Annotated in this window: 15 protein-coding genes; 12 read left to right on the top strand and 3 right to left on the bottom strand. The window is 64.9% G+C overall.

Annotated elements, in window-relative coordinates:
• The first annotated feature begins 197 nt into the window (after positions 1–197).
• The 11 genes from M2375_RS01890 to M2375_RS01940 all read left to right on the top strand — a co-directional run bounded on the left by M2375_RS01890 (position 198) and on the right by M2375_RS01940 (position 15,666).
• Positions 198–1,466: a nitrate/nitrite transporter gene (locus M2375_RS01890; protein WP_259163570.1), complete on the top strand. Its 1,269-nt coding sequence runs from the start codon at positions 198–200 to the stop codon at positions 1,464–1,466.
• A 32-nt stretch (positions 1,467–1,498) separates the two neighbouring features.
• Positions 1,499–2,935, top strand: a complete 1,437-nt coding sequence (locus tag M2375_RS01895; RefSeq protein ID WP_259163572.1) for an MFS transporter — start codon at positions 1,499–1,501, stop codon at positions 2,933–2,935.
• Between the two features lie 40 nt (positions 2,936–2,975).
• Entirely contained in the window at positions 2,976–6,782 is a 3,807-nt protein-coding gene (locus tag M2375_RS01900) for a nitrate reductase subunit alpha (RefSeq protein WP_259163573.1), read from the top strand.
• 25 nt (positions 6,783–6,807) lie between these two features.
• Positions 6,808–7,167 carry a hypothetical protein gene (locus M2375_RS01905; RefSeq protein WP_259163574.1) on the top strand — a complete coding sequence of 120 codons (360 nt, stop codon included), beginning with the start codon at positions 6,808–6,810 and terminating at the stop codon, positions 7,165–7,167.
• Entirely contained in the window at positions 7,164–8,687 is a 1,524-nt protein-coding gene (gene narH / locus M2375_RS01910; protein ID WP_259163575.1) for a nitrate reductase subunit beta, read from the top strand. The genes M2375_RS01905 and narH overlap by 4 nt, the downstream gene beginning before the upstream one ends.
• 11 nt (positions 8,688–8,698) lie before the next feature.
• The gene (gene narJ / locus M2375_RS01915) at positions 8,699–9,397 is read left to right on the top strand and encodes a nitrate reductase molybdenum cofactor assembly chaperone (protein WP_259163576.1); all 699 of its coding nucleotides are present in this window, start codon (positions 8,699–8,701) and stop codon (positions 9,395–9,397) included.
• Between the two features lie 9 nt (positions 9,398–9,406).
• A complete protein-coding gene (narI, locus tag M2375_RS01920) occupies positions 9,407–10,144 on the top strand; it encodes a respiratory nitrate reductase subunit gamma (protein WP_259163578.1) in 738 nt (245 codons plus the stop codon).
• Positions 10,141–11,034, top strand: coding sequence for a peptidylprolyl isomerase (locus M2375_RS01925; RefSeq protein ID WP_404979262.1), 894 nt, complete (start codon positions 10,141–10,143; stop codon positions 11,032–11,034). The genes narI and M2375_RS01925 overlap by 4 nt, the downstream gene beginning before the upstream one ends.
• A gap of 1,376 nt (positions 11,035–12,410) precedes the next feature.
• Positions 12,411–12,977, top strand: coding sequence for a hemerythrin domain-containing protein (locus tag M2375_RS01930; RefSeq protein WP_259163579.1), 567 nt, complete (start codon positions 12,411–12,413; stop codon positions 12,975–12,977).
• Positions 12,974–14,962 (top strand): type IV pili methyl-accepting chemotaxis transducer N-terminal domain-containing protein, encoded by a 1,989-nt coding sequence (locus tag M2375_RS01935; protein ID WP_259163580.1) that lies wholly within the window; start codon positions 12,974–12,976, stop codon positions 14,960–14,962. Before M2375_RS01930 ends, M2375_RS01935 begins: the two co-directional genes overlap by 4 nt.
• The gene (locus tag M2375_RS01940; RefSeq protein ID WP_259163581.1) at positions 14,959–15,666 is read left to right on the top strand and encodes a response regulator; all 708 of its coding nucleotides are present in this window, start codon (positions 14,959–14,961) and stop codon (positions 15,664–15,666) included. Before M2375_RS01935 ends, M2375_RS01940 begins: the two co-directional genes overlap by 4 nt.
• Positions 15,667–15,716: 50 nt before the next feature.
• On the opposite strand, the gene M2375_RS01945 is transcribed toward M2375_RS01940, so the two are convergent.
• The 3 genes from M2375_RS01945 to M2375_RS01955 all read right to left on the bottom strand — a co-directional run bounded on the left by M2375_RS01945 (position 15,717) and on the right by M2375_RS01955 (position 19,854).
• On the bottom strand, positions 15,717–18,266 hold the full coding sequence (locus M2375_RS01945; protein WP_259163582.1) for a TonB-dependent receptor: 2,550 nt from the start codon (positions 18,264–18,266) through the stop codon (positions 15,717–15,719).
• A 116-nt stretch (positions 18,267–18,382) separates the two neighbouring features.
• Complete coding sequence (locus M2375_RS01950; protein WP_259163583.1) at positions 18,383–19,357, bottom strand: DUF4880 domain-containing protein; 975 nt, start codon at positions 19,355–19,357, stop codon at positions 18,383–18,385.
• Entirely contained in the window at positions 19,354–19,854 is a 501-nt protein-coding gene (locus M2375_RS01955; RefSeq protein WP_259163584.1) for a sigma-70 family RNA polymerase sigma factor, read from the bottom strand. The genes M2375_RS01950 and M2375_RS01955 overlap by 4 nt, the downstream gene beginning before the upstream one ends.
• Before the next feature lie 331 nt (positions 19,855–20,185).
• On the opposite strand from M2375_RS01955, the gene M2375_RS01960 reads away from it, so the two are divergent.
• Entirely contained in the window at positions 20,186–22,288 is a 2,103-nt protein-coding gene (locus M2375_RS01960) for an IPTL-CTERM sorting domain-containing protein (protein ID WP_259163585.1), read from the top strand.
• Positions 22,289–22,399 lie beyond the last annotated feature (111 nt).

The following is a 22,399-nucleotide window of genomic DNA, read 5'->3' on the forward strand; positions in this document are numbered from 1 at the left end:
ATTTTGGGCCACGCCCTTCATGGGCTGGGGTTTGCTTGTCGATACGGCCTTGGCGCCCAGCCCAGGCCATCCTCCTTTAGGACGATAGCTGCCAGCGCCATCCTCCTTCTGCAGCCACCCCGCCCTCCTCCTGGAGGATGGTGCGGCACCCCCAAGCGGTAGACAGTAGGGACAGATTCACAAGCTCTGTCCATCCCATGGTTTCCGCATCCCCGCCCCCCGCTGTCTCCCGCCAGGCCTGGAGCGTGCTGATCGTCAGCACCTTGGCTTTCACCGTCTGTTTCATGGTCTGGATGATGTTCGGTGTCATCGGCATTCCGCTGCAAAAGCAGCTGGGGCTGAGCGGTACCGAGTTTGGGCTTTTGACAGCCTTACCGGTGCTGTCGGGCTCACTGGTACGGGTGCCGCTGGGCATCTGGACGGACCGCTACGGCGGCCGCATCGTGATGACCGTGCTGATGGCCTGCACCGTGCCTGCCATCTGGGCCATGGCCTATGCCACGCAGTACTGGCACTTCCTGGTCATTGGCCTGTTTGTCGGGTTGGCAGGCGGTGCGTTCTCGGTGGGCACGCCCTATGTGGCACGCTGGTTTCCCCAAAGCCGGCAGGGCATGGCCATGGGCGTCTATGGTGCGGGCAACTCAGGCTCGGCCGTCAACAAATTTCTGGCGCCTGCGCTGCTGGTGGCGGGCGGCTGGGTGCTGGTGCCCCAGGTGTATGCCGCCATCATGCTGGGCACGGTCATTCTGTTTTGGTTCTTCAGCGCGCACGACCCCAGGCACCTGGTCGTCAACAACGCGCGCTTTGCCGACCAGCTTCAGGCACTCAAGGATCCGCGCGTGCTCAAGTACTGCCAGTACTACAGCATCGTCTTTGGCGGCTATGTGGCGCTGGCTTTGTGGATGGTGCAGTACTACGTGGGCGAGTACGGGCTCGATATCCGTGTCGCCGCGCTGCTGGCCGCCTGCTTTTCGCTGCCCGGCGGCGTGCTGCGGGCCATTGGTGGTGTGCTGTCGGACAAGTACGGCGCCCACAAGGTGACCTGGTGGGTGCTGTGGGTGAGCTGGATCTGCCTGTTTCTGCTCAGCTATCCGCAGACCGATTTCAGCATTACCACCACCAGCGGCATCAAGACGTTCCATATCGGCCTGAACGTCTACACCTTCACGGCCTTGATGGGCCTGCTGGGCGTGGCCTTCGCGTTCGGCAAGGCCAGTGTCTTCAAGTACATCAGCGACGACTTCCCCGACAACATCGGCGCGATCAGCGGCATCGTGGGCTTGGCCGGCGGCCTGGGCGGTTTTGTGCTGCCCATCCTGTTTGGCCTGCTGCTGGACTTCAGCGGTATTCGCTCCAGCGCTTTCATGCTGCTGTACGGCCTGGTCTGGGTCTCGCTGATCTGGATGTACTGGACCGAGGTGCGCCGCACCGATGTGATGGGCCGCGCCGCTGGCCACACGGCCTAACGGCCTCCCCGATTTCTCCTGGAAAAATCCCCATGAACACCAAACACACCTCAGCGCCTCGCCGCGGCAGTACCCTGAAGATCTGGACCCCCGAGGACAAGGCTTTTTGGGAGAGGGAAGGCGAGGCCATCGCCAAGCTCAACCTCTGGATCTCCGTGCCAGCGCTGTTTCTGGCCTTTGCCGTCTGGCAGGTCTGGAGCGTGGTCGCCGTCAGCCTGCCCGGGCTGGGCTTCCAGTACTCAACCAACCAGCTGTTCTGGCTGGCCGCGGCGCCCGCGCTGTCGGGGGCGACCTTGCGCATCTTCTACTCCTTCATGGTGCCGCTGGTGGGCGGCCGGCGCTGGACGGCTATTTCAACTGCCAGCTTGCTTGTCCCGGCGATTGGCATCGGCATGGCGGTGCAAGACCCTGCCACGCCCTACCCCACGATGCTGATCCTGGCCCTGCTCTGCGGCCTGGGCGGGGGCAATTTCAGCTCCAGCATGGCCAATATCAGCTACTTCTTCCCCAAAGACCGCAAGGGCTCAGCGCTGGGCGTGAATGCCGGCCTGGGCAACCTGGGCGTGTCGGTGGTGCAGTTCTTGAGCCCCATCGTCGTCACCGTGGGCCTGCTGGGCATCTTCGGTGGTGAGCCGCAGACCATCACCCGGGATGGCGTCCAAGTGCAGGTCTGGATGCAGAACGCCGCCTTCATCTGGGTGCCCTGGATTGCGCTGACCTCGGTCGTGGCCTGGTTCGCGATGAACGACGTGGCCGATGCCAAGGCCTCAGTCGCGGCGCAGGCCGCCATCTTTGTGCAGCGGCACAACTGGATCATGTGCCTGCTCTACCTGGGCACCTTTGGCTCCTTCATCGGCTTTGCCGCTGGCTTTCCGCTGCTGATCAAGGGCCTGTTCCCCGCCGTCAACCCGCTGGCTTACGCCTGGCTGGGCCCGCTGGTCGGCGCACTGATACGCCCCTTTGGCGGCTGGCTGGCCGACAAGGTCGGTGGCGGCGTGGTCACGTTCTGGAACTTTCTGGTCATGGCACTGGCCGTGCTGGGCGTGCTGTGGTTCCTGCCCAAGGGAACGGGCAGCTACGCGCTGGCCTTTGGCCCGCCAGCAGGCAGCTTTACCGGATTTTTCCTGATGTTCCTGGTGCTGTTCGTCACCACCGGCATCGGCAATGGCTCCACCTTCCGCATGATCCCCGTCATCTTCAACCAGCTCGCCACACAAGGCGCAGGCAAGGATGCGGCATCGCAGGCCGCCGCCCTCAAAGAAGGCAATGTGCTGGGCGCCGCAGCCGTGGGCTTTGCCGGTGCGCTGGGCGCCTATGGGGGCTTTTTCATTCCCAAGAGCTATGGCAGCTCGATTGCATCCACCGGCGGCCCCGAGGCCGCACTGTGGGTCTTTTCTGCCTTCTACCTGTTGTGTGCTGTTGTGACCTGGTGGTGCTATGCCCGCCGCAACGCCACCATGCCCTGCTAAGGCTTACAGGCACCCCGATCCCACGAGAAAGAGAACCGCTATGAGCCATTTCCTCGACCGACTCACCCATTTCCGGCTACCCCAGGAAAGCTTTTCCGGCGGCCACGGCCGCACCACCGGCGAAGACCGCACCTGGGAAGATGCCTACCGCGCCCGCTGGGCACACGACAAGATCGTGCGCAGCACCCATGGCGTCAACTGCACAGGCTCCTGCTCCTGGAAGATCTATGTCAAAGGCGGCATCGTCACCTGGGAAACCCAGCAGACCGACTACCCCCGCACCCGCTGGGACATGCCCAACCACGAGCCGCGTGGTTGCGCGCGCGGCGCCAGCTACAGCTGGTATTTGTACAGCGCCAACCGGGTCAAGTACCCCATGGTGCGCGGCCGCCTGCTGGAGCGCTGGCGCGCTGCCTTGCGTGTGGCCAAGACGCCGGTGGATGCCTGGGCGCTGATTGCGCAGGACGATGCCGCGCGCCGTGACTACCAACAGGTGCGTGGCATGGGCGGCTTTGTGCGCTCGACCTGGGACGAGGTCAACCAACTCATTGCAGCGGCCAACGTCTACACCATCAAGCAGCATGGCCCGGACCGCATCATCGGCTTCTCGCCCATCCCGGCGATGAGCATGGTCAGCTACGCGGCTGGCAGCCGTTACCTCAGCCTGATCGGCGGCGTCTGCATGAGCTTTTACGACTGGTACTGCGACCTGCCGCCAGCCAGCCCCCAGGTCTGGGGTGAACAAACCGATGTGCCCGAATCAGCCGACTGGTACAACAGCAGCTACATCATCGCCTGGGGCTCGAACGTGCCGCAGACGCGCACGCCCGATGCCCACTTCTTCACCGAGGTGCGCTACAAGGGCGCCAAGACAGTCGCCGTCACCCCCGACTACAGCGAGGTGGCCAAGCTCTCCGACGTCTGGCTGCACCCAAAACAGGGCACCGATGCGGCGCTGGCCATGGCCATGGGCCATGTGGCGTTCAAGGAGTTCTACTTCGACAAGCGCAGTGACTACTTTGACGGCTACGCGCGCCGCTACACCGACCTGCCAATGCTGGTGCTGCTCGAGAGCAAAACCTTGCCAGACGGCAGCGTAGTGCAAGTGCCCGGCCGCTACCTGCGCGCCAGCGATTTCAACGGCAAGCTCGGCCAGGACAACAACCCCGAGTGGAAGACCATGGCCTTCGACAGCCAGGGCCGCGCCGTGCTGCCCCATGGCTCGATCGGCTTTCGCTGGGGGGATGAGGGCCGTGACGATGCCGGCAAGTGGAACCTGGAGGCCAAGGAGGCGCGCCACGGCGACGAGGTCACCCTCAAGCTCTCGGTGCTGGAAGACGGCCGCCAGGCCCATGAGATCGTCGATGTGGGCTTCCCTTACTTCGGCGGCATTGCCACGCCGCACTTTACCGCCAACGAACAACAAGGCGATGTGAGTCGCGCCAAGGTGCCGGCCGTGCGCCTGCGCCTGGGCAGCGAGGGCGAATACCGCGAGGCCCTGGTGGCCACCGTGTTTGACCTGCAGGCGGCGCAATACGGCATCAACCGAGGCCTGGGCAGTGGCGCTGCCAGCTACGACGACGATGCGGCCTACACGCCCGCCTGGGCCGAGAGCATCACCGGCGTGCCGCGTGAGCAGATCACCATGGTGGCGCGCGAGTTTGCCGCCAATGCCGACAAGACCCAGGGCAAGTCCATGGTCATCATCGGCGCGGCGATGAACCACTGGTACCACTGCGACATGAACTACCGGGGCGTCATCAACCTGCTGATGCTGTGCGGCTGCATTGGCCAAAGCGGCGGCGGATGGTCGCACTATGTGGGGCAAGAGAAACTGCGCCCCCAAACCGGCTGGACGGCGCTGGCCTTTGCGCTTGATTGGTCGCGCCCACCGCGCCAGCAAAACTCCACCAGCTTCTTCTACGCCCATACCGACCAGTGGCGCTACGAAAAACTCGGCCTGGAAGAAATCGTCAGCCCCCTGGCAGACCGCAGCCAGTACGGCGGCAGCATGATCGACTACAACGTGCGCGCCGAGCGCATGGGCTGGCTGCCCAGCGCGCCACAGCTCAAGACCAACCCCTTGTCGATTGCAGCGCAGGCCGATGCAGCGGGCCTGGCGCCGCGCGACTATGTGGCCCAGGGCCTCAAAAGCGGCAGCCTGGCGATGAGCTGCGAAGACCCCGATGCGCCCGAGAACTGGCCACGCAACCTGTTTGTCTGGCGCAGCAACCTGCTGGGCTCCAGTGGCAAGGGCCATGAGTATTTCTGCAAGCACCTGCTGGGCACCGACAACGGCGTGCAGGGCAAGGATCTGGGCCCTGATGATGCCAAGCCCGAAGAGGTGACCTGGCATGCCGATGCCCCCCAGGGCAAGCTCGATCTGCTGGTCACCCTGGACTTCCGCATGAGCACCACCTGTCTGTACTCGGACATCGTGCTGCCCACGGCCAGCTGGTACGAAAAGAACGACCTCAACACCAGCGACATGCACCCCTTCATCCACCCGCTGTCGGCGGCGGTTGATCCGGTGTGGGAATCGCGTTCGGACTGGGAGATCTACAAAGGCTTTGCCCAGTCCTTCAGCGAGGTCTGCGTGGGCCACCTGGGCGTGGAGCGCGATACGGTGCTGACCCCGCTGATGCACGACACCCCCGCCGAGCTGGCCCAGCCCTATGGCGTGGCCGAGTGGAAAAAGGGCGAATGCGAGCTGATCCCCGGCAAGACAGCGCCACAGGTCACCGTGGTGGAGCGCGACTACCCCAACACCTACAAGCGCTTTACCGCACTAGGCCCTTTGATGGACAAGCTGGGCAATGGCGGCAAGGGCATTGGCTGGCAGACCGGCACCGAAGTCGAGCAGCTGGGCCAGCTGAACGGCCTGACCACCGAGCCGGGCGTGACCCAGGGGCGCCCGCGTATCGTCAGCGACATCGATGCCTGCGAGACCATTTTGCAGCTGGCACCCGAGACCAATGGCCATGTGGCCGTCAAGGCCTGGGAGGCGCTGGAGAAGATCACCGGCCGCCAACACAAGCACCTGGCGATCTACCGTGAGGACGAGAAGATCCGCTACCGCGACATCCAGGCGCAGCCGCGCAAGATCATCAGCTCGCCCACCTGGAGTGGTATCGAGAGCGAGACCGTGAGCTACAACGCCGGCTACACCAATGTGCATGAGCTGATCCCATGGCGCACCCTCACCGGCCGCCAGCAGTTCTACCAAGACCACCCCTGGATGGTGGCCTTCGGCGAGGGCTTCAGCAGCTACCGCCCACCCGTGGACATGAAGGCCACGGCCGGCATGCTGGGCATCCAGCCCAATGGCCATCCGGAGATCCAGCTGAACTTCATCACGCCGCACCAGAAATGGGGGATCCACAGCACCTATACCGACAACCTGTTGATGCTCACGCTCAACCGGGGTGGGCCGGTGGCCTGGATCAGCGAGGAGGACGCCCAACGCGCCGGCATCGAGGACAACGACTGGATGGAGATGTTCAACCTCAACGGCGCCGTCGCCGTGCGGGCGGTCGTCAGCCAGCGGGTCAAGCCCGGCATGGTGATGATGTACCACGCACAGGAAAAGATCATCAACACGCCCGGCAGCGAGATTACCGGCGTGCGTGGCGGCATCCACAATTCGGTCACACGCATTGTGCTCAAACCCACGCACATGATCGGCGGCTACGCGCAGTACAGCTACGGCTTCAACTACTACGGAACCATCGGCACCAACCGCGACGAGTTCGTGGTGGTGCGCAAGATGAACAAAGTGGACTGGCTAGACACGCCACGCGATGACCACCTGGCTGCCGCCTACCAGGCGCAGGGCGAAAACCCCTGATCGCCACGCACCAGGAGTCCACGCTATGGCATTGATCCACACCCCTGCTGGCGCCGTCTTCTCGGCCCGCCCCCTGGCGGCCGCGTTGGACGAGGCGCGCTCGTACACCCTGGTGCGCGATCCCGATCTGCAGATCTTCCGCCTGGTGCTGCAGGCCGGCCAGTCGCTGCACACCCACCAGGTGCCCGAGCGCATGGTGATCCAGTGCATCGAAGGGCGCTTCCTCTTCGAGACCATGGGCCGGCAACTGGCCATGGCGCCTGGAGACGTCTGCCACATCGCCGTGGGCGAGCCCCACGCCGTGCATGCCCAGGAGGCCGCCTCGGCCCTGGTCCTGCTTTTCGCACCCCACCCCACACCAACCCCCACGGAGAACCCACGATGAAGGTTCGCGCACAAATCGGCATGGTCCTGAACTTGGACAAATGCATCGGCTGCCACACCTGCAGCGTTACCTGCAAGAACGTCTGGACCAACCGCCCCGGCGTCGAGTACGCCTGGTTCAACAACGTCGAGACCAAACCCGGCATCGGCTACCCCAAGGAATGGGAAAACCAGGACCGCTGGAATGGCGGCTGGGTCCGCAAAACAGACGGCTCCATCGCGCCACGCCAGGGCGGCAAATGGCAGCTGTTGATGAAGATCTTTGCCAACCCCAACCTGCCCGAGATCGACGACTACTACGAGCCCTTCACCTTTGACTACGAGCACCTGCAAACCGCCAAAGAGATGAAGGCCGCCCCGACGGCCCGGCCGCGCAGCTTGATCACCGGCCAGCGCATGGACAAGATCGTCTGGGGCCCGAACTGGGAAGAAATCCTGGGCGGCGAGTTCAGCAAGCGCAGCAAGGATGCCAACTTCGAAGCGGTGCAAAAGGACATCTACGGCCAGTTCGAGAACACCTTCATGATGTACCTGCCGCGCCTGTGCGAGCACTGCCTTAACCCCACCTGCGTGGCCAGCTGCCCCAGCGGCAGCATCTACAAGCGTGAGGAAGACGGCATTGTGCTGATCGACCAGGACAAGTGCCGGGGCTGGCGCATGTGCGTCTCGGGCTGCCCCTACAAAAAAATCTACTACAACTGGAAAAGCGGCAAGGCCGAGAAATGCATCTTCTGCTACCCGCGCATCGAAGCGGGCCAGCCCACCGTCTGCTCCGAAACCTGCGTGGGCCGCATCCGCTATCTGGGCGTGCTGCTGTATGACGCTGACCGCATCGAAGCAGCGGCCAGCGTCACCCAGGACAAGGACCTGTACCAGGCCCAGCTCGACATCTTTCTGGACCCCAACGACCCGGCGGTGATTGCCCAGGCGCGTGCCGACGGCATCCCCGAGGCCTGGCTGATTGCGGCCCGGAGCAGCCCCGTCTACAAGATGGCAGTCGACTGGAAAGTGGCCCTGCCGCTGCACCCCGAGTACCGCACCTTGCCGATGGTCTGGTACGTGCCGCCGCTGTCGCCCATCACCGCCGCCGCCCAGGCCGGCCATGTGAGCAGCAATGGCGAACTTCCCGATGTGAACCAGCTGCGCATTCCCGTCAAGTACCTGGCCAACCTGCTCACTGCGGGCGACACCGTGCCGGTGGTGCGGGCGCTGGAGCGCATGCTGGCCATGCGCGCCTACCAGCGCGGCAAGCATGTGGACGGCCTGCCCAACGAGGCTGCGTTGCAGCAGGCCGATCTGTCGGTGGCCCAGGCCGAGGAGATGTACCGGATCATGGCCATTGCCAATTACGAAGACCGCTTTGTGATCCCCACCACCCACCGCGAGTACGCAGAAAACGCCTTCAATGTGCGCGGCGGCTGCGGCTTCTCATTTGGCAATGGCTGCAGCGAAGGCGTGACCGAGACCAGCCTGTTTGGCAGCGAGAAAAAACGCACCATCCCGCTCAAGGCGGTGCTCTGAGGAGAAACACGATGACAGACAGCATTTGCTTTACCCTGCGCGCACTGGCCCACCTGCTGCGCTACCCCGACGCTGCGATGCGCAGCCACCTGCCCGAGATCCATACCGCACTGAATGCCGAAGATGCCATCGGCCATGTGCGCCGCCGTGAGCTCGATGCGCTGATGGACCGCCTGCTGGCCGACGGCCTGGATGCCGAGGCCCTCTATGTGGATCTTTTCGACCGGGGGCGCGGCACCGCGCTACACCTGTTCGAGCATGTGCATGGCGACTCGCGCGACCGGGGGCCGGCCATGGTCGACCTGGTGCAGACCTATGAGCAAGCCGGCCTGCTGCTCGACCCGGCCGAGCTGCCCGACCACCTGACCGTGCTGCTGGAGTACGCATCCACCCAGCCCACCGCCCAGGCGCGGGCCTTTATTGGCGAGTTCTCCCACATCCTGCAATCGATTACCGCCGCCCTGCTGCGGCGCGACAGCGACTACGGCGCGGTACTGTCCGCCGTGTTGGACCTCACCGGCCATGCCCTGCCCAGCGATGCGCCCATCGCCAACGACGAGCCGCTGGATGCCAGCTGGGAAGAGCCCCTGGCCTTTGGCGGCTGCAGCAGCCAGGGCCAGTCGGCACCTGGCAGCAGCACAGGCGCCGCCATGCCCAGCACGCAACCCATCCATATCCTGCGCCGCCCCCCATCGGCCCGGGCAAACTAGGAGAGAGCCATGCCTCTTGCTTTGCACAACTTTTTGTTCACCGTTTATCCGTACATCTGCCTGGCCGTGTTTTTGATGGGCAGCCTCGCCCGCTTTGACCGCGACCAGTACACCTGGAAAAGCGATTCCTCGCAGATGCTGCGCGCCGGCCAGCTGCGCTGGGGCAGCAACCTGTTCCATATCGGCATTCTGTTTTTGCTGTTCGGCCACACCGTGGGCCTGCTCACGCCGCACTTCATGTACGAGTGGCTGATCACCGCGCCGCAAAAACAGATGCTGGCCATCATCTCGGGCGGCATCGCCGGCCTGGTGTGCTTCATCGGCCTGAGCTTGCTGCTGCACCGCCGCATTGCCGATCCGCGCATCCGCCTCACCAGCCACCGCACCGATCTGGCCATTCTCATCATCCTGTGGGTGCAGCTGGTGCTGGGCCTGGCGACCTTGCCGCTGTCGTTCTCGCACCGGGCAGACGCCAGCGCCATGCTGGTGCTGGCCGACTGGGCGCAGCGCATCGTCACCTTCCGCCCCGATGCCAGCGGCCTCTTGGCACTGGGCTGGCAGTTCAAGCTGCACATGGTGCTGGGCATGACCATCTTTCTGCTCTTCCCCTTCAGCCGCCTGGTGCATGTCTGGAGCGGCTTCGCCTCGGTGGCCTACCTGGCCCGGCCCTACCAGCTGGTACGCTCGCGCCGCCTGAATGTGCCTGCGGCCCAAAAGCCCGCGCGCCGCGAAGGAGGCCGGGTATGAACGCCTTTGCCCCCTCCCCCGCCCAAGGCTGCGGCAGCAGCGATTGCAGCTGCCAAAGCGCCGCCACACCGGAGCTGCCACCCATGCAAGCCCCGCTGCACACCGGTCCCCGGCCCACGCTGGCCGCGCATGTCAACGGCATCGCCTTGTGCAGCGCGCAAGAGCTGCTAGACAGCGCCGAGCTGCGCCAACGCGCCTGCACCGAGCTGCTGCGCCAGGCCGCAATGGCCCAGGGCCTGCTGGCCACGGACGACCCTGCGCCCAGCGCAGGCGCCATCAGCGAGGCCGCATCCGCCGCAATAGAGCAGCTGCTTAATACCGCCCTGCAACTGCCCGAGCCCGGCGACGAGGCCGGCCTGCGCCACTACCAGGCCCATGCCGCGCGCTATGCCCGGGGCGAGCGGGTACGGGCACGCCATGTGCTGTTCGCCGTCACCCCCGGTGTCGACATCCAGGCACTGCGCCAGCGCGCCGAGGCCTGCTTGCTCGATCTGCGCAGCGCCACCCCGCAAGAGCTGGCAGCCGGCGACCGCTTTGCCGCCGCAGCCGCCACCAGCAGCAACTGCCCCAGTGGCGCATCGGGCGGCCAGCTGGGTTGGTTGGCGGTGCCCGATTGCGCGCCAGAGTTTGCACGGGAGCTGTTTGGCCATGCCGAGGTGGGGGTGCTCGCCCGCTTGGTGCACAGCCGTTTTGGTTTGCATGTGGTCGAGGTGCTCGAACGCGAGGCGGGCACCGTGCCGCCTTATGAACAGGTACGAGCGGCGGTGATGCAGCAGCTGCGGCAGCAGAGTTTTGCGACGGCTTTGTCGCAGTATTTGCGGTTGTTGGCTGGGCAGGCTCTTGTCGTGGGAGTCGATTTGGAGGGGGCGGAGACGCCTTTGGTGCAGTAGTTGGTTTTTGGTCTGTTATATGTGCCAGCTTCTTCACTGCTTTATGGACAGAGGCCGGGAGTCGCCCGGCGGCGACTCAATTTTCTTGCTCGCACCGGAGTGCCGGACCAAAAAAAAGTAAGCAAAAGAAGTGCGCCCCTGCTGTCTGCGACCCCTTCGCTGCGCTGCGGGGCAACCTGTGCTGTGGCCGAGCGCAGCGATGGCACATGGGACATCCCCCTTCTATCCGTGCCGAGAAGCACAGGCCCAGGGGTGGGCGTGTGCCGCAGGACACACGCCTTCGTCATCATGCTGGCCGCATCTGTTTGAACGCAGCGCCTTGGCGCGTAGTGAGTTATGCGGCTCACCCCTGGGCCGCGCATCGCAGGCTGCCCCAGCGCCGCAGTCGCTGGGGTCACGGATAGCAGGGGCGTGCTTCTTTGCCTACTTTCTTGCACGAGCAAGAAAGTGGGTCGCCCGCCGGGCGAACACCGGCCTCAGGCCTAAAGGCCAAAGCAGGCGCTTGCACTGCTAAGAGCGATGGCACGCAGGGTGTTGACCACCGTTCTATCCATGCCGAATAGACGACTGCCGGCAGACTCTGCTGCTGTTTTATCTTTCTTGCTTTTTTAAAAGGCAGAGGCCGGGAGTCGCCCGGCTGCGACTCACTTTTCTTGCTCGCACCGGAGTGCCGGACCAAAGAAAAGTAAGCAAAAGAAGTGCGCCCCTACTGTCTGCGTCCCCTTCGCTGCGCTGCGGGGCAACCTGTGCTGTGACGTTTGCGGGCTGCGCCGTGGAACTCACTGCGCGCTGAAGCGCTCCGTTCAAACAGCCACGGCGAATCAGTTCACAACGCATGCGCGCTGGGGCGCGCATGTCAGCCCGCAAACGCCCCACCACAGGCGCATACAGAAGGGGGGGAGGGGGATTTCCGATGCCGAGCGCAGCGATGGCATACAGGTTTACTGAGCACCCTTCTATCCGTGCCGAGAAGCACAGGCCCAGGGGTGGGCGTGTGCCGAAGGACACACGCCTTCGTCATCATGCTGGCCGCATCTGTTTGAACGCAGCGCCTTGGCGCGTAGTGAGTTATGCGGCTCACCCCTGGGCCGAGCATCGCAGGCGGCCCCAGCGCCGCAGGCGCTGGGGTCACGGATAGCAGGGGCGTGCTTCTTTGCCTACTTTCTTGCACGAGCAAGAAAGTAGGTCGCCCGCCGGGCGAACACCGGCCTCCAAACTCCAATCAACAGCGGTGGCCAACAAGGGCAACGGATACATGCTGTGCCTCGGCTGCATCTAGCGCTCAACCACCTCAACCAGGCACCAAATCTTGACCTAGATCATGAACGCCGCGCGCCACAGACCCACAACCCCCAGAGCCAGCGAAAATCAAAGCTGTGCCCCTACCACTGAACACCCCACCTACCGCCAGCTTCGACGAACCCTTCGACCTGCTGCATGCCTGCCACGCCCGCGTGGAGCGCAGCCTGGTGCTGCTATTGCGGCTGGGCGACTACCTCAGCGAGCAAGGTGGCCAGGACCCTGATGGCCTGGCGCGCGACGCCGCCACCGATGTGCTGCGCTACTTTGATGTGGCAGGGCCCCTGCACCACGACGATGAGGAACGGCATGTGTTCCCAGCGCTGCGCCAAGCGGGACAACCCGAGCTTGCAGCGCTGGCCGATGCCTTGCAGGACGAGCACCGGCAAATGGACGCACAGTGGCGGCCCATCCGGGCAGACCTGCAAACCCTCCAGAGCGGGCAGATGCCTGATGCCCAGATGCTGCAGGCAGCACGCCAGCGCTGGTCGGCATTTGCAGCGCTGTACAGAAAGCATCTGGCGACTGAAGAAAGCCTGGCCTATCCGCCCTGCATCCAGCGCCTGAACCCGGCAGACCAGCAAGCCATGGGCCGCGAGATGGCAGGCAGGCGCGGCGCCCGTTATCCAGAGGATCGGCGATGACCACCGACAACACCCTGCCCCCACGCCGATCCCTGGCGCTCAAGATCGGTGCCATTGGTTGCGCCTTGCTGGTGATGGCCTTGGCAGCCATTGGCCTGACCTTGCGCCTGACCTGGTCGCTCGATGGCGGGGCCGCCGCCATCAACGAGGCGGGCCGCATGCGCATGCAGACCTGGCAGATGGCGCAGGCACTTCCCGCTGCCGATGCCCAGCACCTGGACGCGCTGCTGCAGCAGTTCGATGCCAGCCTGGCCCTGCTGCAAGGCGGGGACCCTTCCCGCCCGCTGGCGGTGCCGCGTGATGCGGCCTCGCGCTCGGCGCTGGAGGCCGTCCAGCGCCACTGGCAGCAGCTGCGCAGCAGCTGGCAGCAGTTACCAGCGGCGGGCACGTCCACGCAGCCGGCAGCCATTGCACAGCAGGCCGACGCGTTTGTGGGCAACATCAACATCCTGGTCAGCACCATCGAGCGACAACTGGCCCGCTGGACCACCTTGCTCAACACCGCCCAGTTCGCCATGATGGCGCTGGCCATTGTGGCGGCCCTGGCACTGCTGTATGCGGCACAGCTGCTGGTGTTTGGGCCCTTGTCGCGGTTGCAGCAGGGGCTGGCCCGGCTGGAGGAAGGCGATCTCTCTACACGCGTGCCAGCCCATGGCAGCGATGAGTTCGCGGCCGTGGCCCGGGGCTTCAACCGCATGGCCACCAGCTTGCAGGATCTGTATGCCAGCCTGGAGCGCCGAGTGCAGTACAAGACCGAGCACTTGCAAGCCGAGCGCGCACGCTTGGCCGCGCTGTACGAGGGCGCAGCCTTGGTGGCCAGCGCAGACTCGCTGGAGAGTCTGGCCCGGGGTTTTGCCAGCCAGACACGCCGCATTGCCCAGGCCGACGCGGTGGCCGTGCGCTGGTCCGACGAGAACAACCGCCGCTATGTCTTGCTGGCTGCCGAAGGGCTGCCCGAGGAGATGGTGCAGGCGGAGCACTGCGTGCCCACGGGCGACTGCTTTTGCGGCCAGCCCCAGGCGCAGGCCCAGACCCGCCAGGTGACCTTGCAGGATTGGCGCAAAGGCGCTGCACGCAGCGGGCGCGTGGACACGGGCCAGTGCCAGCGCGCAGGCTTTGCCAGTGTGCTGAGCGTGCCGGTGCGGCTGCATGAGCGCATGCTCGGCGAGATCGACCTGTTCTTTCAGGCCCCAACCGCAATGGCGGCCGACGACCGGGCCTTGCTCGACGCTCTGGCCAGCCACCTGGCCGGCGGCATGGAGGCGCTGCGTGCCGATGCCTTGCAGCGCGAGGCGGCAGTCGCCGATGAGCGCGGCTTGCTGGCGCGCGAGCTGCATGACTCGATTGCGCAGAGCCTGGCCTTTCTCAAAATTCAGGCGGCGCTGCTGCGTGACGAGATTGCCCGCGCACCGCAGCCTAGCGCGCGGGTGGGCGGCACCTTGGCTGAACTCGACGAGGGGATACGCGAGAGCCTGTCGGATGTGCGCGAGCTGCTGCTGCACTTTCGCACCCGCACCAATCTTGAGGACTTTGTGCCGGCGCTGCGCACCACCTTGACCAAGTTTGAGCACCAGACCGGGTTGCCTGCCCATTTGCGCCTGGCGGGTGAAGGCATGGCCTTGCCGCCCGATGTGCAGGTGCAGGTGCTGCATGTGGTGCAGGAGGCCTTGTCCAATGTGCGCAAGCACGCGCAGGCCTGCACGGTGTGGGTGGATGTGCAGCAGTCCCCGCAGTGGACGGTGGAGGTGCGCGACGATGGCCGAGGCATCGACGAGGCGGATCTGCTGCCCGACGAGACCCATGTGGGCCTGCGCATCATGCGCGAGCGCGCCGCCAGCATCGGCGCGGCGCTGGACATCAGCACTGTGCCCGGCGCCGGCACCTGCGTGACCCTGAGCCTGCCGCGCATGCCCGTGGGGGTGGTGGCGCCCCCGGCCGTTGCCGCAGTCCTGGCCTCCGCACACACCGAAAGGCTTCTGCCATGACGACCAAGACCCCGACTGCACCCATCCGCCTGCTGGTGGTGGATGACCACCCGCTGTTTCGGCGCGGCGTGATTGCGCTGCTGTCCACCCAGCCGCATCTGCTGGTGGTAGGCGAGGCCTCAGACGCCGGGGAAGCCCTGCGCCGGGCGGTGCAGCTGCAGCCTGATGTGATCTTGCTCGACCACCATTTGCCTGGCGTCTGCGGCGTGGATGCCTTGCCCGGCCTGCGCGAGGCAGCCCCTGCGGCGCGGGTGCTGATGCTCACCGTCAGCGAAGATGCCGACACCCTGGCCCGTGCACTGCAGCGCGGCGCCCATGGCTACCTGCTCAAGACGGGCGACAGCGAGGTCATCGTGGCCGCCATCGAGCGGGCACTGCGCGGCCAGTCCACCGTGAGCATGGAGATGACGGACAAGCTGGTAAGCGCCTTGCAAACCCAGCAGCCGCCAGCGCCCATGCCCCCAGCAGCAGCAGCCGCCGCCGACCCGCTCGAACAGCTCTCGCCGCGCGAGCGCGAGATCCTGCGCGAGATCGCTGCCGGCGCCTGCAACAAGGACATCGCACGCCATCTGGCCATTGCCGAGACCACGGTCAAAACCCATGTGCAGCACATCCTGCGCAAGCTGGGCCTGAGCTCACGCGTACAGGCCGCCGTGCTGCTGACCGGCATAGCTGCCCAGCAAAGCACCCAGGCAGACGCCTAGCCGGGCTTGCGGCGGGTGCCCGTTTCGGCGCCCTTTAAGCCCGCTCAAAATCACCAGTTATGCGTATAGCTCGCCGTCAAGGTGGCGCCCGCTGCCGGCAGGCGGCTGTCGTTCTTGCTGCTGCGCATCAGCTGGCTGTACAGCGGCAGGTAGTAGCGGTTGAAGAGGTTCTGCACCCCCACGGTGATCTGGTTCTTGTTGTCGAACTGGTAGCGGCCCACCACGTCCACGCTGTAGTAGCTTTTCACATCGGCACGGGCAAACTGCGTTTTGCCGTCCGCCAGGCGGTAGTCGCGCGCGCCAAACCAGTTGAACTGGGTGCGCAGGCTCCAGCGGTCGCTGGGACTGTATTGCACATAGCCGGTGATCTTGAGCGGCGGTATGCGGTAGCCGGTCATCGGCTGGTCGCTGCTGGCACCGGGTGGCGTTTCGCGGCCCTGCATCCAGGTGACGGTGCCACCGGTCGACCAGTGGTCGGCGTAGTGGTCCGCCGTCAGCTCCAGGCCTCGGATGCGCTCGCGGGTGCGGGTCAGGTGCAGGCCATTGTTGAAGGATTGCACGGCCCCCAGGTCCGAGCGCGACTGGAACAGCGCCAAGGTCGCCAAGGTGTTGCCGAAACTGCCGCGCCAGCCGATTTCATAGTTGTCGGTCTTGACCGGCTCCAGCTCAGACGAGTTGATGTCGAACTTGGCACCGGCATTGCGCAGTTGCAGGCCCACATCGGGCAGGTCAAAGCCCTGGCTGAACGAGGTGTAGAACTCATGGTTTTTCCAAGGCTTGAAGGCCAGCCCCAGGTTGTAGAGCACTGCGTCATACGAGACCTTGCCACCCGCCACCGTGGCCGGGTTGGGCAGGCGCGACTGCGACAGCGGCTGAAAATCTGCAAAGCTTGCCTGCGATTTCTCATAGCGCAAACCGCCTTCGGCCGACCATTGCTCGCTGAACTTGTGTTGTAACTGGCCAAAGACGCCCGCGCTTTTGACGGTGACCCAGGGCATGTAAATGCGCTGCCCGGCGGGCCGGAACACCAGACCACCGCTCGCGTCATAGCTGGCGGCATCAAAGGTATCCAGCGGCATATTGCTGCGCTCCTGGATGTAGTCTGCGCCCCAGACCAGCTTGGTGTTCTTCTCTTCACCGATGGGTGTGGTGATGGTCAGGCGGCCGCCGAACACCTTGTTGTTCTGCATCACCTGGTCGACAAAGTTGCCCCGGTTGGTGTTGCTGCGCGCATCAAAGGGCGCAAAACGCACAAAGTTGTCACGGCCATAGACCATGGCGCTCAGCAGGCTGCCGCCCAGGTCCTTGTGCTCGTAGCTGGCGCTCAGCAAGCTGTTTTCCACCTGGTTCTGTTCGGCCAGCTTGAGACCCCGGATGGCCCGGGCTGCCACCGATCCCAAAGGCGCCTGGTTGACGCTGGGGTCGTTCGCATAGTCGGTCTTCTGGTGGGCGCGCAAGTGGCTGGCCGCCAGTTGGATGCGCTGGTTGCCATCAATGCGAAAACCGATCTTGCCGCCCAGGCTGTAGGTGTTTGAATCGAACAGGTCGCCCTGGCTGGCATCGGAGGCAATGCGGTCGCCATGGCCGTCAAAAGCGCCGCCCATGCGGCGGGCCGAGATATCGACCTCGTAATCGACCACCTCGCCAGCCCCCGACAGGTAGTGCTGCACCTGGCCGCCCAAACCATCACTGCTCAGGTGCGATAGCGAACTATCGAACCCCACCGTGGTACGCGCCACCGGCTGGCCACCCACCGGGCGTGTGGTGACCGAGATCACGCCGCCGGTCGCGCCACTGCCATAGATGGCGTTGCTGCCGCGCAGCACCTCCACCCGCTCAATGCGGCTCATCTCGACATTGACCAGGTTGCGCGCCGTGTCACGGTTGGTGTTGAGCGGAATGCCATCGACCAGCACCAGCACATTTCTGCCCCGCAAAGTCATGCCGAAATCGCTGAGGTTGCGGCTGGAGTCGGACATGCCCGGCACGCTCTTGGCCAGCAAGCTATTGAGGTTGGACGAGGTGGCGCGCAGGTCGTCCAGCTCTGCACCTTCCAGCACAGTGACTTGGCGGGTGGGCTGCATCAGCGAGCTGTCAGAGCGCTGGTCCGTCACTACCACGGTAGGCAGCTGGTGGCTGGTTTCAGCAGGGGCGGCAGGCGCTGCAGCCGCCTCGTCCACCACTGCAGGTGTAGCAACGGCAAGGGGCGGCTGCGCGGTGGCTTTCTGGCGCACTTGCAAGGCGCCACCTGGCAAGGTCTGCACCTGCAGGGCCGAGCCCTCCAGCGCTTTGCGCACTGCCTGCTCTGCCGTCCAGGTGCCCTGAATCGGCGCACTGCGCAGCCCCTGGATCACCGCAGGGTCGGCCACAATGCTGCGCCCTGTTTGCTGGCCGATGCGGGTGAGGGTATCGGCAAGGCTACCGCCCGGAATATCGAGCTGCACAAGCGCGGTCTGTGGAGCGTCCGCTGCCCGGCTGGCAGCGGGTGACAGCGCGCACACCACCAGGGCGGCGAGTGCCAGCGCATGGAGACAGACGCGTACGGGGTAGGCTCGCCCGGCAAGGGGGCGCTCGGTCAGGAAGGGGCTGGAAGTAGTCACGGCAGAGGTTCCTTTTCGCTTGGGTACTACTTAACCAGTGCGCCCAAACCGCAAAACCCCTCATCTATTTGCATGCGGCAGGACATGGAGCAAGACATGAGGCAGGGCATTGCCGATCAGCGAACACCCCGCTCGCCGATCGTGACCAGCGGCCCCAGGCGCTGAATCCGCAGCGGCAGCATCTGGCTGAGCGTGTTCAGCAGTTCGTCCACATCCAACTTGAAGATGCCGAACACCCGCAGATCGGCCACCGACGGCGACACGCGGATATATCCCGAGAAATATGCCTGCAGCGCCTGGGCCACCTCTGCGAGCGACCAGTCGTCAACGGCCAGCATGCCCTGCTGCCATGCGGCGCGCTGCACCGGGTTGCCAGGCAGCGGCTCAATCTGCCGGGCACTGAAGCGCGCGCCCTCCCCCGTGCGCAGCCAGGCCTGTGCGGCCTCGTTGGGTCGCAGCGTCAGGCCTTGGTCCAAGGCCACCACCTCGGTCCGGTCCGCATACACGCGGCCCATCATGCGGCCCGCACTGAGCAGCAGCACCCCATCGCGGGTACGCACCTGCAAGGGGGCTGTGCCTGCATGTGGGCGGCTGGCCACCATGGCCCCCGCGCGCAGCTGCAGCACAGGCACGCCAGCGGCATAGTGCACATCCACGGCAGACCGGGCATCCAGCAACACGGTCGACCCATCGGCCAGCGTGAACGCACGCCGCTCGCCGGTGCCGGTATGCCAATCGGCCATCACTTGGGTGAGCGGCGTGAGCCGGTCTGCCACCCAGGCGCTGGCCAGGCCCATGCCTCCCAGCGCCAGCGCTCCCCGCAATACCCGGCGGCGCCGGGTTCTGAACAGCGCCTGCATGGCTGCCTGCGCATGCAGGCCTTCGGTATGGGCTTGCAGGCTGCGCACGGCCTCCAGCGGGGCTGCCAAGGCGGAGGTCACGCGCTGCCATGCGGCCCGATGGTGAGCGTCTTGGTGCAGCCAGTCCTCAAACGCCTGGCAGTCTGCATCGCTCATGGTTTCTGACTCGTGGCGCACCAGCCAGTCCACGGCTGCACCCAAGGCCTGGGCAGGGGGTAATGTACCGCTCATGGTGTGCAGTTCAGGCACTGCAGCAAGGCACGCCGCATATGGCGCTCTACCGTCGCCAGCGAGATGCCCATGTGCTCCGCAATCTGTGGGTAGCGCATGCCTTCCAGCCGTGACAGCAGAAACACGGTCTTGACCGGCAGCGGCAGCGCGGCCAGCGCTCGGTCGATCTGACAGATGGCCTCCACCAGCATCGCATGCGCTTCGGGGGAGAGCGCCACCGCCTCGGGCATATGGCGCAATGTGTCTTGGTAGGCCGCCTCCAGGTCCTGGCGCTGCCAGAGCTTGATCAAGATGCGTTTGGCTATCGTCGATAAAAAAGCGCGCGGATGCCGTATATCGGCAACCACGCCTCCTTCGGTCAGCTGCAGGAAGGTCTCCGAGGCCACATCCTCGGCTTCGCTATGGCTGGATGCGCGCAGCACCAAGCGCCCCCGCAGCCATGCGTGGTGCTGGCGAAAGATGTCTTCCACCTCGGTGTGGAATGGACGCTGTGGCATGGGCAACCCGATGAGGAACGCGAACAACGGCAAGATCATAATTGATAATGATTCTTTTTTAGCAAAGAGCTTGCTCGCCTTGTTGAATGGGCTGCCGCTGCCCTCAGGCCCCCACCCGTCTCTCGCTGCCCATCTTCTTGCGGTACGGATTTGCTTGATCGATGTCAAGCCCTGGCGGCAGCGAATCGCGCCGCCCGCTTGTGCCACTTTGATAAAAATTGTCAAACATCCCCGGGCATGAAGATGTTTGACATTGGGTCACCCCTGGTTCTTATTCATTCTATTACTATACATATTCGAATTGAATATAGTTATCGGAATTAGGAATGCAATGAGAGACATCAGAATATCGATGGCCCATTATGTGGGCCTGGGATGTGCGGCGGTGGCACTTCTGCAACCCCTGCTGGTCCAGGCGCAAACTGCGCCTGTTATTTCATGCAGCACAGACCCCGCCATCTTCAACACGGGTATTGACGGCAGCAATGGCTACAGTATCAACAGTCCCAAGCAGCCCATTGGCAGCCTGGATGCGCACTGGTCTATTGCGCCCGCCCCTGGCGATATCACCACCCCGGCCGCTGCAGCGGCGCTTCCCTATGCCCAAGGCCCGGTGGACCGCCCTGGCGCAGGCAATGGTGCCTGGGTACAGTCGCCCTTTGGCAATGCCCAGTGGATTGGCGTGCAATATGGCCGAAGCTATTATGTCTACCAATACCAATTCAGCCTGGATCCGTCTGTCGACCCCGACAGTTTCAATTTGAGCCTGAATCTGTATGTGGATAACCAGGTCAGGCGCATTTTGGTGAATGACGCGGTATTCGATTACACCAACAATGGCACCAGTTTGGGTGTTGGCGGTTTTGGTGCCGGCGGTAATGTGCCGGTGGTGCTCAATAATGGTTTTAAAACCGGTGCCAACACCCTCTATGTCGTCGTCGGCAACCAGGGCGATCCTTCGGGCCTGCTGGTGCAATCGAGCGGCACGGCCTCGTGCTCGCCGCCGCTGTCAGTGGCCAAGCAAGCGGTCAACAGCAGTGGCAGCGCCTACACCGGCCTGGCTACCGCCAATGGCCTGGTGTACTACGACATCACCGTCACCAATGCCAGCACCCGCGATGCCAGTGGCGCCCGCTTGCGCGATACCCTGCCCGACGGCCTGCAAGCGGGCGCCAGCAGCTGGAGCTGCAGCCGTCCCGCCGGCAGCGCAGCCGTCTGCCCCCTGCCAGCCACGGGCAGCTTTCCGCTCGATACCGTCTTGCCCACCCTGCCCGCTGGCAGCGCCCTGGTGTTCCGCGTCAATTCGCGCTTCAGCAGCCCATTGCCCGCCGGTGCCACGGTCATCACCAACACGGCCACCATCGAGCCGCCTGCCACCAGCACCCTCAGCTGCGATGCCCGCGATGGCTTTCCTACGCCTTGCAGCGCCTCGGCATCGGTGGCCACCAGCCCCTTGCTCAGCGTGACCAAGACGGTGGACGCGACCGCGCCGCTCTACGCTGGGCAAACGGCCACCTACACCGTCACCGTCAAGAACGAAGGCGCGGCCGAGTTGACCGGCGTAGCCCTCTCTGACGCCTTGCCCGCCGGATTTGCCTCGGCCACCTGGACTTGCCAGTCGCCCGTCGGCAGCCTCGCGGTCTGCCCCCAAGCCAGCGGCAGCCTGTCCGCAGGCGGGGTGCTGAGCCAGACCATCGCCAGCATGCGCGCCAACGCCAGCCTGGTCTACACCGTGGTCGCCACGGTGGACAGCATTGCGACCCGCATGGACCAGGTCAGCAACACCGCCAGCGTGACGGCCAGCAACCCTGAATGGCTGTGCTACAACCCCGCCAGCGCCCAGACCCAGGCCAAGCCCTGCAATGCCTCGGCGGCGGTGGATCTGTGGCCCCAGCCGCTCTTGCAGCTGAGCAAGACGGCGCAGGCCAGCGGCACGGTCTTCGCCGGCCAGCCGATGCACTACACCATCACCGCGCAGAACGCCGGCCAGGTGCCCGTCACCCAGGCCCGCATCACTGATCCGCTCCCCGCCGGCCTGGAAAATGCCAGCTGGACCTGCAGCAATAGCGGCGCTGCACCCTGCGTCCCCGCCAGCGGCACGGGCGCGGTGGATGTGACCGTCGCCTCGCTGGCTGCGGGTGACAGCGTGGTGGTCCAGCTCGGCGCCACTGTCAGCGCACTGCCACCCACCAGCCTGGTCAATACCGCCTCCTTGGCCGTCAGCGAGGCCAACGCCCTGTGCGCCGCTGGCAGCGCCCAGCCCTGCACGGCCTCGGCAACGGTCACCACCGCCATCCCGCCTGTCCCTCCGGTCCCGCTTGGCAACGCCACCGCAGTACCGACGCTGCAGCAATGGAGCGTGGTCCTTCTGGGCTTGCTGACTGCCGGCATCGGCGCATGGCGCATGCGCTCGCGCGGCCAGCGCATCGGCTAAGGATGGGATCGCGTACCCGGGGCGCAGGCGCAGCGCCCCCGGGTCTGCCAAGCACCGCCCAAAGCATCTCGTGGGGACGCGTTTTTGCAGCCGGTGGCCGCTGCTGCGATC

The sequence above is a fragment of the Comamonas sp. BIGb0152 genome (genome assembly GCF_024809975.1).
Classification (GTDB): domain Bacteria; phylum Pseudomonadota; class Gammaproteobacteria; order Burkholderiales; family Burkholderiaceae_C; genus Comamonas.

Coding starts and splice junctions, on each gene's coding strand:
- M2375_RS01890 (WP_259163570.1), top strand. CDS start 198: ATGGTTTCCGCATCCCCGCCCCCCGCTGTCTCCCGCCAGGCCTGGAGC.
- M2375_RS01895 (WP_259163572.1), top strand. CDS start 1,499: ATGAACACCAAACACACCTCAGCGCCTCGCCGCGGCAGTACCCTGAAG.
- M2375_RS01900 (WP_259163573.1), top strand. CDS start 2,976: ATGAGCCATTTCCTCGACCGACTCACCCATTTCCGGCTACCCCAGGAA.
- M2375_RS01905 (WP_259163574.1), top strand. CDS start 6,808: ATGGCATTGATCCACACCCCTGCTGGCGCCGTCTTCTCGGCCCGCCCC.
- narH (WP_259163575.1), top strand. CDS start 7,164: ATGAAGGTTCGCGCACAAATCGGCATGGTCCTGAACTTGGACAAATGC.
- narJ (WP_259163576.1), top strand. CDS start 8,699: ATGACAGACAGCATTTGCTTTACCCTGCGCGCACTGGCCCACCTGCTG.
- narI (WP_259163578.1), top strand. CDS start 9,407: ATGCCTCTTGCTTTGCACAACTTTTTGTTCACCGTTTATCCGTACATC.
- M2375_RS01925 (WP_404979262.1), top strand. CDS start 10,141: ATGAACGCCTTTGCCCCCTCCCCCGCCCAAGGCTGCGGCAGCAGCGAT.
- M2375_RS01935 (WP_259163580.1), top strand. CDS start 12,974: ATGACCACCGACAACACCCTGCCCCCACGCCGATCCCTGGCGCTCAAG.
- M2375_RS01940 (WP_259163581.1), top strand. CDS start 14,959: ATGACGACCAAGACCCCGACTGCACCCATCCGCCTGCTGGTGGTGGAT.
- M2375_RS01950 (WP_259163583.1), bottom strand. CDS start 19,357: ATGAGCGGTACATTACCCCCTGCCCAGGCCTTGGGTGCAGCCGTGGAC.
- M2375_RS01955 (WP_259163584.1), bottom strand. CDS start 19,854: ATGCCACAGCGTCCATTCCACACCGAGGTGGAAGACATCTTTCGCCAG.
- M2375_RS01960 (WP_259163585.1), top strand. CDS start 20,186: ATGAGAGACATCAGAATATCGATGGCCCATTATGTGGGCCTGGGATGT.